The sequence below is a fragment of the Psychroserpens algicola genome, assembly GCF_014526325.1.
Taxonomy (GTDB): Bacteria; Bacteroidota; Bacteroidia; order Flavobacteriales; family Flavobacteriaceae; genus Psychroserpens; species Psychroserpens algicola.
In genome coordinates, this window is the sequence record NZ_JACNMJ010000007.1 from 114,302 (window position 1) to 129,348 (window position 15,047).

20 protein-coding genes are annotated in these 15,047 nt (G+C 32.4%); 1 reads left to right on the plus strand and 19 read right to left on the minus strand.

What is annotated here, in order from left to right; translation table 11 throughout:
* Positions 1-117: 117 nt before the first annotated feature.
* The 5 genes from H7350_RS14195 to H7350_RS14215 form a co-directional block, all read right to left on the minus strand.
* A complete protein-coding gene (locus H7350_RS14195) occupies positions 118-510 on the minus strand; it encodes a VOC family protein (RefSeq protein WP_204346583.1) in 393 nt (130 codons plus the stop codon).
* A gap of 17 nt (positions 511-527) precedes the next feature.
* Complete coding sequence (locus H7350_RS14200; protein WP_204346584.1) at positions 528-878, minus strand: bleomycin resistance protein; 351 nt, start codon at positions 876-878, stop codon at positions 528-530.
* 52 nt (positions 879-930) lie between these two features.
* On the minus strand, positions 931-1,590 hold the full coding sequence (locus H7350_RS14205) for a hypothetical protein (RefSeq protein WP_204346585.1): 660 nt from the start codon (positions 1,588-1,590) through the stop codon (positions 931-933).
* Complete coding sequence (locus H7350_RS14210; protein WP_204346586.1) at positions 1,587-1,790, minus strand: hypothetical protein; 204 nt, start codon at positions 1,788-1,790, stop codon at positions 1,587-1,589. The genes H7350_RS14205 and H7350_RS14210 overlap by 4 nt, the downstream gene beginning before the upstream one ends.
* A 179-nt stretch (positions 1,791-1,969) precedes the next feature.
* Complete coding sequence (locus H7350_RS14215; RefSeq protein WP_204346587.1) at positions 1,970-2,482, minus strand: VOC family protein; 513 nt, start codon at positions 2,480-2,482, stop codon at positions 1,970-1,972.
* 156 nt (positions 2,483-2,638) lie between these two features.
* Here H7350_RS14215 and H7350_RS14220 point away from each other — a divergent pair, with 156 nt between their 5' ends.
* On the plus strand, positions 2,639-2,917 hold the full coding sequence (locus H7350_RS14220) for a winged helix-turn-helix transcriptional regulator (protein ID WP_204346697.1): 279 nt from the start codon (positions 2,639-2,641) through the stop codon (positions 2,915-2,917).
* A 66-nt stretch (positions 2,918-2,983) separates the two neighbouring features.
* Here the strand turns inward: H7350_RS14220 and H7350_RS14225 are convergent, their stop codons facing one another.
* The 14 genes from H7350_RS14225 to H7350_RS14290 all read right to left on the minus strand — a co-directional run bounded on the left by H7350_RS14225 (position 2,984) and on the right by H7350_RS14290 (position 14,948).
* Positions 2,984-5,656 carry a BspA family leucine-rich repeat surface protein gene (locus tag H7350_RS14225; RefSeq protein WP_204346588.1) on the minus strand — a complete coding sequence of 891 codons (2,673 nt, stop codon included), beginning with the start codon at positions 5,654-5,656 and terminating at the stop codon, positions 2,984-2,986.
* Positions 5,657-5,814: 158 nt separating this feature from the next.
* Positions 5,815-6,420, minus strand: coding sequence for a hypothetical protein (locus H7350_RS14230; protein WP_204346589.1), 606 nt, complete (start codon positions 6,418-6,420; stop codon positions 5,815-5,817).
* A gap of 110 nt (positions 6,421-6,530) precedes the next feature.
* The gene (locus H7350_RS14235) at positions 6,531-7,352 is read right to left on the minus strand and encodes an SDR family oxidoreductase (RefSeq protein WP_204346590.1); all 822 of its coding nucleotides are present in this window, start codon (positions 7,350-7,352) and stop codon (positions 6,531-6,533) included.
* A gap of 13 nt (positions 7,353-7,365) precedes the next feature.
* Positions 7,366-7,851 (minus strand): anthrone oxygenase family protein, encoded by a 486-nt coding sequence (locus H7350_RS14240; protein WP_204346591.1) that lies wholly within the window; start codon positions 7,849-7,851, stop codon positions 7,366-7,368.
* Complete coding sequence (locus H7350_RS14245; protein ID WP_204346592.1) at positions 7,848-8,240, minus strand: DUF5367 family protein; 393 nt, start codon at positions 8,238-8,240, stop codon at positions 7,848-7,850. The genes H7350_RS14240 and H7350_RS14245 overlap by 4 nt, the downstream gene beginning before the upstream one ends.
* Before the next feature lie 89 nt (positions 8,241-8,329).
* Entirely contained in the window at positions 8,330-9,169 is an 840-nt protein-coding gene (locus H7350_RS14250; RefSeq protein WP_235989362.1) for a helix-turn-helix domain-containing protein, read from the minus strand.
* Positions 9,170-9,261: 92 nt separating this feature from the next.
* The gene (locus tag H7350_RS14255) at positions 9,262-9,813 is read right to left on the minus strand and encodes an SRPBCC domain-containing protein (RefSeq protein ID WP_204346594.1); all 552 of its coding nucleotides are present in this window, start codon (positions 9,811-9,813) and stop codon (positions 9,262-9,264) included.
* Between the two features lie 134 nt (positions 9,814-9,947).
* On the minus strand, positions 9,948-10,406 hold the full coding sequence (locus H7350_RS14260; RefSeq protein WP_204346595.1) for a GNAT family N-acetyltransferase: 459 nt from the start codon (positions 10,404-10,406) through the stop codon (positions 9,948-9,950).
* Positions 10,407-10,429: 23 nt separating this feature from the next.
* Positions 10,430-11,110 carry a hypothetical protein gene (locus tag H7350_RS14265; RefSeq protein ID WP_204346596.1) on the minus strand — a complete coding sequence of 227 codons (681 nt, stop codon included), beginning with the start codon at positions 11,108-11,110 and terminating at the stop codon, positions 10,430-10,432.
* 165 nt (positions 11,111-11,275) lie between these two features.
* Entirely contained in the window at positions 11,276-12,547 is a 1,272-nt protein-coding gene (locus H7350_RS14270; protein WP_204346597.1) for a M20 metallopeptidase family protein, read from the minus strand.
* A 26-nt stretch (positions 12,548-12,573) separates the two neighbouring features.
* A complete protein-coding gene (locus H7350_RS14275; RefSeq protein WP_204346598.1) occupies positions 12,574-13,155 on the minus strand; it encodes a pentapeptide repeat-containing protein in 582 nt (193 codons plus the stop codon).
* A gap of 54 nt (positions 13,156-13,209) precedes the next feature.
* A complete protein-coding gene (locus H7350_RS14280) occupies positions 13,210-13,641 on the minus strand; it encodes a hypothetical protein (protein ID WP_204346599.1) in 432 nt (143 codons plus the stop codon).
* Positions 13,642-13,695: 54 nt separating this feature from the next.
* Positions 13,696-14,073 carry a DUF2200 domain-containing protein gene (locus tag H7350_RS14285; RefSeq protein ID WP_204346600.1) on the minus strand — a complete coding sequence of 126 codons (378 nt, stop codon included), beginning with the start codon at positions 14,071-14,073 and terminating at the stop codon, positions 13,696-13,698.
* 149 nt (positions 14,074-14,222) lie between these two features.
* Positions 14,223-14,948 carry a DUF6843 domain-containing protein gene (locus H7350_RS14290; protein WP_204346601.1) on the minus strand — a complete coding sequence of 242 codons (726 nt, stop codon included), beginning with the start codon at positions 14,946-14,948 and terminating at the stop codon, positions 14,223-14,225.
* Between the last annotated feature and the right edge of the window lie 99 nt (positions 14,949-15,047).

The window sequence follows — 15,047 nt, forward strand, 5'->3', positions numbered from 1 at the left end:
TTAAGGTTGTCTTTTGCATTTTATTTTTAGCTTCAATATAATGATTTCAATGCTTTTATTTATAGATTGTTAGTTCTTTAGGTCTAATTACAGATAATCTAAAAGCGATGTCTACTATTAGTTATATAAAATAGCATCATTTACTTCTATCCAGTAACCATTTGGGTCTTGAAAGTAAACTTGTTTAATACCATCTTTTCTGATATAGTCTTTATTTGGAGTGTTGAGCCAATCGGAATACTCTATTTTTAAAGCGTGAAGATGTTCAATAAAGGAACTAAAATCTCGTGTTGTTAAAGCAAAATGCACCGCTTTATTGGTTTTTATTTCAGCATTAGGCCTGGGAATGAGATGAAGTTGCTTGCCTTCACCTAATGACAACCACCTGGTTTTTGAGTCGGAAGCCGTATTCTTAATTTCTTTCAATTGAAATACCTTTTGATAAAATTCGGTAGACGCATTAACGTCTTTAACTGAAAGTGCTATATGATTAAATGAAAAGACAGACATGAATTATAATGTTTTACTTAAATAGATTGACCAAAGGTTAATAGATTATGATCTGGATCAAGTAAGGCAAACTCCTTTTGTCCCCAAGGCTTACTCTCTAGTGTGCCGTTTGGATGAATTTTGATATTCTTATCCAGTAATGACTTATAAAGCGCATCAATTGTATTCGTTCTAATGTAAACCTGTCCATAATTTTCGTGTGGATTAAGCTCTGTAAATTGAAAAAAATGAAGTTCTATATTGTCTTTTTTGACCATTAAATAGTCTTCATAATCGCCTATGTTTTGAAACCCTAGTTGATTAATATAATACGCTTTAGTTATAGATTTATTACGCATTGGTAATTTAGGATGTATTTCAGTTAGCATAATGACACTTTTTAGTATTATATTTTCAAAATTTCAATATACCAATTCATCTTTATTGTTCTGAATTGGGTAAAAACGAAACTAAATTAAATAGACGTTCAAAATAGTCAGGTTGTTCATCATAAACTATTTTAGGCATTTGGGCTGTTACTGTGTAAATATAGTTGCCTCGGTATATTTGATGATTTATAACGTGATTTACATATTCTAAATCAGTGCTTCGAACTAAAACATCATAAGAATGTTTAGCAGAAACAAAATTTCTAATGTAACCTTTAGTTGCTTCGTAGTTTTGTAGTTCAGAGTTGAACTGTGTTCTAACCTTATTTTTTAGTTCTGCATCTTGTTTTTTCTTGTTCTTGAGATAAAATTCCCAGGCATTTGTTGGATGCGTTTGTTCCGTTTTTAAATCGACAACAACGATAGAAAATGTCAGTGCCAGCTCAGGGTCATTTCCTCTAAAAATCGTGTGTTTTGCTGTTCCGTAATCGGTGTTCCAATGGTCTGGTGCATCAAAAGAAATGTGATACTTAAAGTTTGAGTAAATGTTTGTTAGACTGTCAAACTCTTCAGAATGTTCAGGAAGAATACCTTTGCTTTTTTGTGTTTTATAGGATGCATTCAAATAGCGGTCTTCTTTGGATTGTTTTGTGTTCTTATTACAAGAACATAAAATGAAGATAAGGCTTAATAAGGCGAAATTTCTTCTCAATTGTTTTTAGTTTTTTTCTTAAACATTGGATACATTAAAATCAGGCCAAATGCTATCCCGATTATGCTAGATGTGTTTTCTATGGGATCTTTTACAAAGCCTAAAAGATTTGCTAATGCAAAGGCGATAAAAATAATTCCGATGATGGATATGATTAGATTTGGAATTGGTTTCTCAGACCAAGATTGTTTTTCTTTCATATTTTGAATTAGGTTAATTTTCAGATAAAAGGATGTTGTTAAATATTGGTGAAAACTAAATTAATAAAAGCAAACGAATCTGATATACATTTATGAGATTTTCTGAATGAACCATCCAAGACACACAAATTTGTATCTAGTCGCTCGAAGTATTTTATACAGAGGCAATAACTATTTTTTTATTTAGAATAAGCGCCAGAGGAATAAGTGAGTTCATAACTGTGGGTATAGATTTCAAATACAATCCCGAATGGGTCTTCAACATAACACATTTTGAACGGTTTATCATTGGGATAGTAGGATCTAATTGGCATTCTTTGTTTTCCTCCATAGGCCAAAATCTTATCTATAAGTTCTTCAATATTTGGGTCTTGTACGCAAAAATGAAAGAGACCTGTGTTGAAAGGATTAAATTCAGGTGCTTCTTTAATCCCGTTTGGGAAAGAAAATAATTCAACGCCAATACCATCTGAAGTTGCTAAATGCGCAATTTCAAATTCGGTCCAGTCGTCTCCGAAAACGTCTATACACATTTGACCAATAGCTGTTTCTTTTTCCTTTTTAACTACGGAAGGTTCCATAATGATGTACCAACCCATGACTTCTGAATAGAATTTTACGGCTTCTTTGATATTTGGTACGGTCAGTCCGATATGTGAAAATGATTTTGGATAATTTTTTTGAGTTGTCATAAGTTCTATTTTAGATGTCAAAATTAGTTTATATTTGCTTTATGGACAATAACTTACCAAATAGTTATATAGTTACCCAAACGAGTAAATTGTTAATAATCAGTATAATAAAATATTGTTTTGAATAAAGAAAATAATTGTCCGTTGCATTATACAATGAATTTAATAGGTACCAAATGGAAACCTTTACTATTATTTCATTTGTTGGAAGGCGAATTGCGCTCTGGTGCATTGCAAAAGAAAATTCCAGAAATTTCTAATAAAATGTTCACTCAGACGGTACGAGATTTAGAGAAAGACGGACTTATTACAAGAACGATATTTCCTGTAGTTCCTCCTAAAGTAGAATATGGATTAACCTCCAGAGGACAATCGCTTGAGGGGATTTTAAGGAGTCTAGATAAATGGGGTTTAGAAGATTGTAAAAACAGCTAATACAGTTATAATCTGAATCACTGCTAAGACCATTTAATCAATACTAAAGTTAAACACCTGTAGTCTCTATTTTTTAATCCATTTTTGAATCAAAAGCCCTTTGCTTGTTGAAATTTCAATAAAATAAATACCTGCCATCAAAGACGACATGTCTAAAACATTTTGACTATAATTAAAATTGAGAACTTGCATACCCTGGAGATTGTATATGCTTAGATTTTCAATTTCAGCACCTTCGTTTACTGATATATTCAAAATTCCATTTGATGGGTTAGGGTGTATTTTGACCAAGTTTGAAGGGTTTGAAATTTCAGAAATGCTCAAGGTTTCTAATATTTCAGTTTGAACAGTATTTGTAATAATCGGAGCATTATAATCAAAATAAATATTGGCACTACCAGTAATGATATCTCCAATTTGAACATTGTTATTGGGCTTAATCTTAAAAGCAATGTAGCCATTACTGTCTTCTTCGTTGGTTGTTTGGTCAGGTAAATTGATGTTATTAAATATGAATTCAACCTCATTGTTATTAGAGATTTGCACTGAATATGGATGACTTGAACTTACAGGTAGTAATGTTGCAGTATTGAGTTTATCGTCAAGTACATCAAGAATTCTAACATTTATAGCACTTGCTGTTCCCGTATTTTGAAACCTAACGATATAATCTAAATATTGACTTATCTCTTCTTCATATATAGCATCACCTTGCATTACTTGTTTGTCATTGGGATCATAAGAATTGACAACAATTTGAGATAAGCTATAGGCATTATTGTCAGGTGTTTCATCATTGATTTCAGGATTGGCAATTGCAGTAAAATTTAATATATCGTCACTGTTTACTGTAGGAGGAGTGAACACTTGCATGGTGATGTCTACAGTTATTGTTTCAAAGGGTTGTATGGTACCAAGGTCATAACTTAACGAATTGCCAGTACTGCTGTTCTCGACAGGTATTGAGCTAATAAAACTTAATTTTAAGTCGTCAAAATTAAAGGTCGCTGAGGCATTATTAATAGTTTCGGTCCCTGTATTTTGAACAGCAAGCTGATATTCCGATTCAAATCCAGGACGCGCTTGACTTAAAGGAATTATAGTAGTCACTAAATCATTAACAGACTGGTTAGCTGTTAAGCAAAAATCGACTACAGCAGCTGGGTTTGTATTATCAAGTGTAATTGATGTATTAACCGGAGTTATATCGAAATAATTTGAACTTAAAGTACCACTAACATCAAAAATTCCTTCGGTTGCCTCTAAAGTATATGTATCTCCTAGAGCAATAGTTCCATATTCAAAATTGTTGTTAATTGCACTTATAATCAGACCATTTACAGGTAAGTCATTCATGTCACAACCATTATTATCCTGATCAAAACGTACAGAACCAGAAATGGAATAATCAATACAGTCACTACCTAGCTGGTCTCCAATAATCCACCAGTTAGCTTCATTTTCTAGGTAAGATCTTACGGCTGTATCACAATACGCAATGTCATAGGCCTGAAGTACTTTATTTTGTAAGCCAGATTGAGCTAAGGCTAATAATAAGGCGTCATAATTAGTAGTATCCATTGCTGTATAACCTACAAAGGATTCTGCTGTAGACCCGTTGTTAAAATCAATTACAGAGCTAAAATCCCAACTTGAAATATCTTGATTAAATGCGGTGGCATCGTGAAATAATCCTTTCATAAAAATTACATTTGTGGTATCCCAATTATCCAGCGGCTGATTAAATGAAGAGGCTCCGTTAAACATGTTTCTAATGTCTTCAGTATTTGATATATCCCAATCATTTAAAGGTTGATCAAATGAAGTTGCGTTATTAAACATGCCTCTCAGGGAAATTGTATTAGACACATCCCAATCATTTATGTTTTGATTAAAGGAACTGGCATTAATAAACATGAATCCCATTTCGGCTACATTAGTAGTTTCCCAATTATTTAAAGGTTGATTAAAAGCTATGGCATTGCGAAACATCCAATACATATCTGTTACACTAGACACATCCCAGTCATTTAACGGCTGATTAAAACTACTGTTATCTTCTGGAAAACAACCAAACATTCCAACCATATTCGTCACATTAGAGACATTCCAATTATTAATGTTTTGATTAAACTGAAGGGCTCTGCTAAACATACCTCCCATATCAGTTACGTTTGATACATCCCAGTTATTTAAAGGCTGATTAAAAGCAAAGGCTTCATAGAATAATCCGTTCATATTAGTAACGTTAGATACATCCCAGTTATTAACAGGAGAGTTAAATGACTGTGCACCATTAAACATGTTACTCATATTAGTCACCAGACTTAAGTCTGGTACGTCGGTTGCATTAACAACGAGATCATATAGTCCTTGAAACGCATTTTCCATAGTGGTCCATTGTGCAGTTCCCCATTGTTCAATAGATTTTACTTTTTCGTTCATACTATATCCAAAACCACCATCATAATTAACACTAGTGATATCTCCATTAACTATTATTGTATACACTCCTGGAGCGTCGTAAGTATGGTGTATGCCTGTGACATTAACATCATCATCAGTTAAGGTGTTTCCGTCGCCTAAATCTATCGTGAAATTTGAACCAAAAAAGGGATACTGTACATGGAGTCCAGTAGTATTATCAACCTCATACGTTAGAATAAAGTCATCAGGAGTTTGACAATATCCGTTGAAAAAAACAAAAATTGTTATGAGTAAAGTATAATAGGTTTTCATAAGTTGATAGGTGTTAGCTTTTGTCGGTTTTAGCTTTTAAGTCTAATTATAAGATTAAATGCTGATGTTGCGGACTAAAGTTAACAAAAGAAATTGAACCAGAATGCCTCCTTAATGTTTTTCCTCAAGTCTTAAGGAGATGAATTGAAATAATACAATTAGTGGCTGGTTTTAATTTCTATTGTATCTTGAATGAATTGTTCAAATTCCGATAGATCTATTTTTTCTATTCGTGTTGGCTTTTCAAATTTTAGACGTCCTGATTCTGTTTTTGAAATAAGTTTATCGTTAGGTTTTTCAATAAAATATTCGAAATTTTTATTCCCGAAATCATAGATAGAACATAAATAAATGCCTGTATTAGTTTTATTCATATAATAATCGGTTTCAGATTTTATATTCAGAATTCCGTATTTGATTACTTTTTTAAAATGTCCAATTCTAGGCTCTGGTTTCCACCAATAGGTTTCAAATTGACTGGATTCAGATGTGCTTAGTACCCAATCTTTTTCAATAATTGGAATGCCTAATTTTTGGCGCTCAGAATTAAAGTCTATACCATGATTTTTATTTAAAGGAATTATAAGGTCACTAATAAACATCCATAGTATAACAATGAAAAACAAATGAAATTTTCTCCAAATGATTTTTATAATATCTAAAGCGGATAGATTATTTTCTTTCTTCCAATACCTAAAGATATAGATTGGAGCCGATATTAGAAAAATCATTAATAGTCCGAAGAAGAAGTCGTGTCCGTTCATTTAATTATAGAAAAGCGCAGTATACAAAGATTAGTTTGGCTAATCTAAAATTAGTAAAAGAAAACGAGTCGAAAAAAAACTTTAAGGTCTATTATGGTATGGATTGATAACTAACTCCAAATACCAGTTTTAGCTGTGTCTTCGGCGTATTCTAAAAATGTTTTTGCTTTTCTGCCTAACACGTTTTCAATGGTATTGCTAATCTTTTGATTGTCTGGATTGGTCAATACATGACTGAATAAATATTCAATTAACCAAATGACATCATCAGGTATTTGCATTTGTTTCATGCCTTCAACATACTGTGGTAGCGAAATGTTGTGAAAATTCAGAGGCCTGTTGCTTACTTTTGAAATGGTATTGATAATGTCTTTAAAAGTGATTAATTCCGGACCAGTAAGTTCTAAGACTTGACCATTATATGTGTCGTCCAGTAAAGCTATAGCTGCAACTTCAGCAATATCGTCTGCATCAACAAAGGGGATTAAAACATCAGACATCGGCAAAGCAACTTCTCCAGAGAGAATAGGATCTAAAAAGAAACTCTCGCTCCAGTTCTGGTTAAACCAGGACGCTCTTACAATAGTGTAGTTTACGCCTGAGTTCATTACAATTTTTTCACAAGCCTCAGCTTCGGTTTCGCCTTTTCCAGAAAGCAGCACAATTTTTTTTACGCCTAATTCTTTCGCTAGATATGTTAAGCTTTCAATGGCTTCTTTAGCACCCGGAACAGCTAAGTCTGGATAAAATGTAACGTATAGTTTTTCGATACCATTTAAGGCATCTACCCAAGTGTCTTTATTTTCCCAGTCGAAACCAGGTGTTGCTTGTCTTGAACCAATTCTAGGTTCGATGCCTTTGTTCTGTAGTTGTGTGACAACTCGGCGACCAGTTTTACCTGTTCCGCCAATGATTAAAATGTTTGAGTTCATAACTGTTCGTTTTTTAAATTGATTTTTGAATGATTATTGAAATGAGTAATAAAATAAATGAGATCATACTTGACATTGTTCTTAGGTTATGGTATTGGTTCCAGGAATTTTCATAATAGATTCTGAAATCCTTCAATTCCAATACACTGAGTTGATTAATATTTAAAACTTCCAATTGGTTATTTAAAGGCACATTTCCGAAGGCAGTAATACCAAAGGTTCCAACGAGATATACGATGGCTGATGCCAAGACCAAGTAAAACACTGTTTTATTAGAATACTGTAGATAGGCATTTAAAATCAAGGCGATTAGGCTTCCGAAGAAAACTATAAAAAATACAGGATTTAAGATTTCTTTGTTAATGCTCTGCATGGTTTCTAAGTAGGTAATGTTTGCAACTTTTTTTGTTCCCAGAATAACGGAAAATGACCATGCAAAGAAGAATCCTACAGAAAGCGCATTTAATACTACAGTAATGAAAAGGACAACGGTTTTCATGCTTTAATGTTTTGTGTTAGATGTGTTCCGAAATAGAATACCAAAAAGTAAAATTCGACGATAATGGTGTAAAACATTGGGTCTTTGAAAAACGAAGCATGACTACCACCATTAGGAATTACAAATACGGGAACTGTAATTAATGCGTCTAATAAAGTTGCTACAATGACAAATGTTAGTGCAAGCGATGCAGGTTTCATTGTTGCTTTTTTGTAAAACAAATATGTTCCTAAACAGGCACTTGGAATAATAGCTAAAGCTATTGCAATATTGGCTTGTTGCTCTGGGCTTTCTAAAATTGAAAATTTAAACGAGCTGAGGTAAAAACTAACGCCTAAAACCCAAACTAAAATGGCACATATAAGGCTAAATACTCTACTGTTAATCATAATCTTTGGTTTTTAATTATGATACAAATCTATAGTGATTGTACAGCAGTGGCTTATTTAGAAAGCATTATGATTTATTCGAAAGGCATTTATACTTGACTTGGTCTGTAGCCAAACTTTTTTTCAAAGGCGTTGGAGAAGGAGCCCAGACTATCATAACCTACAGCCCAAGCAGCTTCCTGAATGGATTTTTGTTCGTTTTTAATCAAGTTGTAAGCTTTTTTTAAACGTTCGTTTTGCAGGTATTTAAAAACAGGCACACCAAATTGCGCTTTGAATTCTTTTTTTAGTTTGTTGATATTGGTTCCAATTTTATGAGCTAGTTCGGTTAAGGAAGGAGGATTTTCTAAATCAGAAACTAAAATAGATTGTGCCAGATTAATCTTTTCAAGAAGTTGAGTGTCAATTTTAGTTGTTTTCTGCTTAGCTAATTCTCCAAAGTAATGTGAAAGCAATGCTGTCATATGACTTTTATAGAACATCATTTTAATTCCGCCTTCATATGTATTATTGAAAAACTGCTCTACTAACAGAAACATTTCAGGGGTCATTTTAAATATTGGTCCTTCGACATAATGATCTTTAGGATGTACCAGCTGAGATAGAAATTGTTCTAAATATTGGCCTTCACCATTGGGTAAGTTATCTAAGTTTTTAATTGTAGTAGCAATGACCAGGCATTGCAAGGGTTTTTGATCTGAGACATGATGCTCAAATTCAACATGTTCATCAGCATAAAAGGAAAGTACCATGCCTTTGGTGTGGTGAAACTCTCTTGTTTTATCTTTGTATTTTACAGTTAAACCAACATCTCCAGCACTATAAAAAGCGATAGCTATGACGGGTTCGTCAAAAAAGCACGAATCGACCAAGGTGTTATTGGTAGAAGCTTCTTCCAATAAAATGGTACAATCGTTTATGTCTATCATTTCACGGTTCATATTCTGACCTAATTTTAAGACCTTATGATTGCACCTATATCATGCAATCGATTATAATCGTGGTTACTCACTGTTATAAGTTAATCCTTTTCCAAGTAGGAAATTAAATTCATTAGTATCCTTTCGTTAGCAGGAATAAAATAATTCATTAACGAAAGATATTTTGGTGTGTTTTTATAACCGATTCCGAATGATTTGATATTTGTATTTCCATTCTCTAGCTCATCAAAGTAAATGACATTATAAAAATCCTTGGCGTCATCTTTCATGAATTCTGGAAAATTATCAGTTAGTTCTGCTTGAAGCGTCAGTATCTTTTTAGGAACATAATTAATAATATGAGTTACAATTGTGGTGCTATCTCCAATTTTTCCTTGTTCGTTGTAGTTTGTTTTAATATATCCACCAACTTTTAAATCAATTTCAGCCAATGGCACAGCCCAATTTTCCCATCCTTTTTTTGTGGTATAGGCTTTCCAAACCGAATCGATTGGTGATTTTACGGTCAACTCTTGTATGAGAACCAATTTGGGTGTTTTAGTTGAATCAATAGTAGATACAACTCGTCGCTCTTGTCCGTAAGTATAAAAAGTCAAAAAAATAAATAAAAGAATGGTCAGCAGTTTCTTCATGTTCTGTAGTATATGATACCGTTTGGAAGTTTAACTACTAATTTAGTGAATTAATTAACGAATAGAAAATCTGCTAAAATTTCAGTAAGCCTATTGAGTCTGATGACTGTTATGCTCAGAAGAAGTGAATGTGTTTACGAGTTGTCTAATTTCATCAGGATTCGCGGTGAATCATCACAGTAATAATCCATAACTTCTGAATTTTTTTCAAACCCTAGTTTTTCATATAAATTGATGGCTGGGCTATTATCAGGTGTAGTTGTCAACTGGATTTTGTTAATGTTTTTACTTTTGAAAACTGTTAGCAATTGATGGGTGATGCGTTGACCAATTTTTTTCTTTTGTTCTGATTTGGTTACTGCTAGAGCAAAAATCCAACCTATTTTATTATCACAATCTATGCCTCCAAAGCCATATCCTTTTATTTGATTGTGCTCGTCTACGGCTACCAAAAAGAGATCATGAGCTATATCATAAAATTGTCTGAGTACAAACAATGGATAGTGCATTGGCTTAAAAGCTTCTTCTTCCAGTTGAAAAATAGTTTTTAAGTCATTTTTCAAGATTGTTCTTATGGTAATAGCTGAGGTCATGGTTATGGAGATATGCTTGTGTTTTAATGAATAATTAACGCTCCATTTTTATTTTCAAAACGGTAGTCTATTTCTATAAAATGTATCTTTCCTTTTTCAGATTTTGTTAAAAGTTTTGGAGCAGAAACGATTCCTTGGATAATTATAAATCCGTTAAAATCAATAATTTTATAATCAGATTCCCATTCAGAGTCTCTTTCAAGCGGCTTAACTTTTACTAAATTATTATCCTGATAAGTAAACAGGTATTTTTTAATATTCTCTACAGACTCAATGACAGGAGTGTTAATTAATTCAGATTTTAAGGTCTTCAAATTGATTGTGTCTGGTTTCAAATTGAGTTTAACATAAGGTAAAGTAAATCCGTTAAACTGTATGGTTAATGAATCGTTTGTATGGATTGTCAATGTTTCCTTATCATTAAGTTTATACATGTTATCGCTCAGAGGTGTAAGGTTTAAAGTATCACGATAAACAAAAACTTTAGTTTCACCAGTTTCCATATTCATTTTATCCTGATTACTCAGTCTATACAATTGACCAGATGCTGTACTAAAAAGAAAACTCTGAATTTTAGCGCGCTCAATAAAGTTTCCTAAAGAGTCATAAACGCCTTTGGTTCTCCATAATTTTTCGCCTTCAATCTCTTGACCAAAACTTAATGTTGAAACAAAAATTAATAGTAGTACAAGTAAGTTTTTCATTTGTTAGCTAGTTGATTTGTGTATAATCTTGATGTATTGGTTGGCTAAAGTTAGTAAAACAAACCGGAATTATAGAGCCTTCCTAAAATAACGAAAGGTTAGGGACGAAGCGGTATAGCCTCTTTCATCTCTAAATTAGTAAAACCTAATGCTGTGTACTGTACTTTACTTGTTGTTTGTACGTTCTAAAATCAAAGAAGCAAACGATTTTACTCCAATTCTTATACTTTCTTCATCAACTTTAAAGTTAGGTGAATGATTCATAGCATCAATTCCTTTTTCATGATTTGAACCGCCAAATAAAAAGTATACACCAGGTATGCGTTGTTGGAAGTAAATAAAATCATCGTTAAAGTATGGAATTTGTCCATAATTCATCATAAGCGATTCTCGACCAAAAATTGTAGTTAATGTGGTGATAGCATTTTTAGTTAAATACTCATCATTCATTACTGTTGGATTTTCTTGAATAAATGATGTAGAAATGAAATTGTCTTTATAGTCCGTTTTTCTAATTATTTGCTCAATGTCAGGTAACATATTTGGTAAATTTGACTTATCAGTTTCATAAGCATACGTTTTTATAACAGTTTGGTTGTTGAGCTCTTCGATTATGAAATTTTCTTCCAAAAAACGATAATCTTTAAAGATCGTATTTGGGTTAGTCAATCCTATTTCAGAATCAAAAGCCTTTGAGATGTCCCAAGGGTTGACGCCGTCTTTTTGTCGTAGAATGCCACGTCTTATTTGGTCGTATAGAAGTTCGGTATTTTCTTTAGCAATGTTAGTATTGAATTTGATTTGTATCCCTTTTTGATACGCATACAGTTCGTTAGGTTTAACCATAATCTTGCCTACTGGTAGGGCAGTTATGTGTAATGCATATATTTCATCAATAGTTATTTCAGAAAACAAACTACTATTTACCATATTCTTAGCACCAACAAAGGTTTCCTCTTCTGGTTGAAAGATAAAATATACGGTACCGTTAATTGACTCTTTGTGTTTAGATAGTACTTCAGCTATTCCGAGTCCGATTGCCATATGAACATCGTGACCACAGCCATGTTGAATGTTTTCATTTTTCGATTTATAGGAGACTTCTTCAGGAAAATTATTTGGTAGAGCATCCATATCTGCTCTCCAGGCAATATGTTTCCCTTCTTTTTTTCCTTTTAAGATGCCAATCACGCCATAACCAGCAATATCAGTTTTAACTTCCAGTCCTAATTTCAATAAATGCTCGGCAATGATTTTGGACGTTCGTTTTTCGTTACCAGCTAATTCGGGATATTCGTGGAAATCTCTTCTTATTTCAACCAAGCTATTAAAACTATTGTTTGTTTGTTTTTCAATGCTTTCATGAACTTTGTTTTTATCTGGAGATGTACAAGCGCTTAAAATACCCAATAAGAAAGCTAATAGTTTTAATTTCATAAGTAATGATAGTCATTGACCAGTTTCTAAATGCTTGGTTCTATTTTGATATTGTATTTTGTTAAAAGGCCAATAACAGTTTCTAAGGTGAATTTTGCGCCTTTAATTTTATTGTTTTCCGGGTCAATTATAAAGTTAGTAGAGTTTCTGAAATCAGCATTTTGTAAGTTCGTGTTGTTAAATGTAGCATGTAGCAAGTCACAATCGTCAAAAATGGATGCACTCAAATCACATTCCGTAAAATCGACTTCTCTGAGCTTAGATTTTTTAAATACAGTTTTTGAAAGTTTTCGTTTATAAAATGACGAATGATTTAATTGGCAGTTATCAACCTGTATTGAGAATGCAAATCCACTACATTTATCAAACTGTAAGCCTAACATCTTACAATCTTTAAAAAGTACATTTTGGAAACCACTTTGAAATATATTAGCTGTACTCAAATTACAGTCGTAGAATTCACAGTCGATAAACCTAATTTTTGATAAGTCAGAATTCGAAAAATTACAGTTTATAAACACACACAAGTCGTATTCTCCTTTTTCAATATCAGTTTGAGAAAAGTCTTTTCTTTCAAATGTTTTTTCTTCTACAAACTGTTCTTCCATTGTTATTGCTTATACCTGATACGTGAGTTATGATTTGAGAGTATTTACAGTTTGTTATTTCTTACAAAGTTTACCTTCTGAAACAATTTCTTCTCCTTCAATTATAAAAATAGATTTGTAGTAAAAGCACTTGCCTTCAATTTTAATTAGTTCAGTATGTATGCCTCCAGAATCATTTATGAGTTGAGATATTGAGTCAAGTTCTCCGTTTGCATCATCTGCGAATAATTTGTAAGTACAATCGTCTATCCATTCAATTCTCAATGTTTTGGGGTCCATTGGATAACCGATGCCCTGAAATTCTTCAGGTAACTCCTTTATGGTTTCGACTTGTTTATTTCCATCACGAGTCATATCCCATTCTAATACTGGCGAACTAAAAGTATTCATTACAAATTCACCTTTTTTGAAATCTTCACAAGTCAGTTCTTGTCCGAAACTTAATGATACTAACAATAGTGATGATAAAAATAAGTGGTATTTCATATAGTTGAAAAGTGTTTTATGTGGTTAGTAATTATAGGTAACAAAATACCAATCTTACTTTTTTTCTTCACGAAGAATTTTTTCCATTTTTCGACCTCTGGCTAATTCATCGATTAGTTTTTCCATACGTCTACATTGTTTATACAATTCAAATTCATCCTCTATATCTTCAATTCGATAACCACAAACCACTCCTTTAATTAAGTGTGCATTTGGATGTATTTTAGCTTTTTGAAAAAAAGTTCCAAAGGTGACTTTCTCTTCAATAAGTGTTTGTAGCTCATTATTATCAAAACCAGTAAACCATTCTATGACCTGGTTGAGTTCATCTTTTGTTCTACCATTTTTCTCTAGCCTGTTCAAATATAGAGGATAAATGGATGCAAATATCATACTTGCGACCTTTTCGTTTTTTTCGGTTGTAACTTTCATGTTTAATATTTTGAATGGTTTAGAATTATAATTAATTATGTGGTCCAGCAACTAAATTAATAAAAAAACCGAACCAAAGGAAGACTTGTAGGATTTTCAGAGGACACAGACTACGCATTTAGTTATATACGTTGTTGAGAACTGTGTTTTTATTTGCATTTCTTTATCTTCATGTTTCTAATTGAATCAAATTTTTGGTCGTAACGGAAATTAAATTTTTCTTTTAAATCATTATAAGTTGAAATATAAAATTCGTTGAATGTATAAAGGTTATCTTTATTAGAAACTTCTCCATTTTGATCAGTCATTTTACCTATACTACCTGTTCTTCCCCAATGAAAGACTCCTAATGTGTTTCTAGGTGGTTCATTTGGTTTTTTTTCTAAAGTATGGTCTTCATTAAAATCTCTAATGTCCATTTTTGGTAGTTCTGTCTTCTTTCCCTCTTTGTCAACTAAGTAATATTTATGATTGATAAACCCATATTTTTGCTCATTACTTAACAATAAGATTCCATCATTAGGTATTTTATAAGTCAGTCCGTTATCCGTTTTTTCGAGTAATATTCCACAATCTTTCTTATAAATTATATTAACTCTTCCTCTATAATCATTAGGTATTAAGAATGTCTCTGGTTCGACAGTATTAATATTTGTCCATATTGGCCAATATGCAATTATTACGATTACGAAAAGTCCAATAGGTACTATTTTTTGTTTTCCAGCCTTTTTTGAAATTAAAATCAAAATAATTCCAACTATAAAAACTGGTAGTCCGATTATAGCAAAAAATGCAGCAAAAGTCAGTCCAAAAGCTCCAGTTGCGAGTAGAAGAAGTCCGCTATAAAATAAAAAGTTGCTAGTTTTAATGGTCATTTAAATATCGTACTGAACATGTTTGTGTATGTTTAGCTGCGTTGACTAGAACTAAGCTATAAGACCAAGTAATTAGTTATAAACGCAGTTTTGAGCTGG

Excerpts from the sequence above, each read along its gene's own strand:
- H7350_RS14195 (WP_204346583.1), bottom strand. The coding sequence starts at position 510 with ATGTCTGTCTTTTCATTTAATCATATAGCACTTTCAGTTAAAGACGTT.
- H7350_RS14200 (WP_204346584.1), bottom strand. The coding sequence starts at position 878 with ATGCTAACTGAAATACATCCTAAATTACCAATGCGTAATAAATCTATA.
- H7350_RS14210 (WP_204346586.1), bottom strand. The coding sequence starts at position 1,790 with ATGAAAGAAAAACAATCTTGGTCTGAGAAACCAATTCCAAATCTAATC.
- H7350_RS14215 (WP_204346587.1), bottom strand. The coding sequence starts at position 2,482 with ATGACAACTCAAAAAAATTATCCAAAATCATTTTCACATATCGGACTG.
- H7350_RS14220 (WP_204346697.1), top strand. The coding sequence starts at position 2,639 with ATGAATTTAATAGGTACCAAATGGAAACCTTTACTATTATTTCATTTG.
- H7350_RS14225 (WP_204346588.1), bottom strand. The coding sequence starts at position 5,656 with ATGAAAACCTATTATACTTTACTCATAACAATTTTTGTTTTTTTCAAC.
- H7350_RS14230 (WP_204346589.1), bottom strand. The coding sequence starts at position 6,420 with ATGAACGGACACGACTTCTTCTTCGGACTATTAATGATTTTTCTAATA.
- H7350_RS14235 (WP_204346590.1), bottom strand. The coding sequence starts at position 7,352 with ATGAACTCAAACATTTTAATCATTGGCGGAACAGGTAAAACTGGTCGC.
- H7350_RS14240 (WP_204346591.1), bottom strand. The coding sequence starts at position 7,851 with ATGAAAACCGTTGTCCTTTTCATTACTGTAGTATTAAATGCGCTTTCT.
- H7350_RS14245 (WP_204346592.1), bottom strand. The coding sequence starts at position 8,240 with ATGATTAACAGTAGAGTATTTAGCCTTATATGTGCCATTTTAGTTTGG.
- H7350_RS14250 (WP_235989362.1), bottom strand. The coding sequence starts at position 9,169 with ATGATAGACATAAACGATTGTACCATTTTATTGGAAGAAGCTTCTACC.
- H7350_RS14255 (WP_204346594.1), bottom strand. The coding sequence starts at position 9,813 with ATGAAGAAACTGCTGACCATTCTTTTATTTATTTTTTTGACTTTTTAT.
- H7350_RS14260 (WP_204346595.1), bottom strand. The coding sequence starts at position 10,406 with ATGACCTCAGCTATTACCATAAGAACAATCTTGAAAAATGACTTAAAA.
- H7350_RS14265 (WP_204346596.1), bottom strand. The coding sequence starts at position 11,110 with ATGAAAAACTTACTTGTACTACTATTAATTTTTGTTTCAACATTAAGT.
- H7350_RS14270 (WP_204346597.1), bottom strand. The coding sequence starts at position 12,547 with ATGAAATTAAAACTATTAGCTTTCTTATTGGGTATTTTAAGCGCTTGT.
- H7350_RS14275 (WP_204346598.1), bottom strand. The coding sequence starts at position 13,155 with ATGGAAGAACAGTTTGTAGAAGAAAAAACATTTGAAAGAAAAGACTTT.
- H7350_RS14280 (WP_204346599.1), bottom strand. The coding sequence starts at position 13,641 with ATGAAATACCACTTATTTTTATCATCACTATTGTTAGTATCATTAAGT.
- H7350_RS14285 (WP_204346600.1), bottom strand. The coding sequence starts at position 14,073 with ATGAAAGTTACAACCGAAAAAAACGAAAAGGTCGCAAGTATGATATTT.
- H7350_RS14290 (WP_204346601.1), bottom strand. The coding sequence starts at position 14,948 with ATGACCATTAAAACTAGCAACTTTTTATTTTATAGCGGACTTCTTCTA.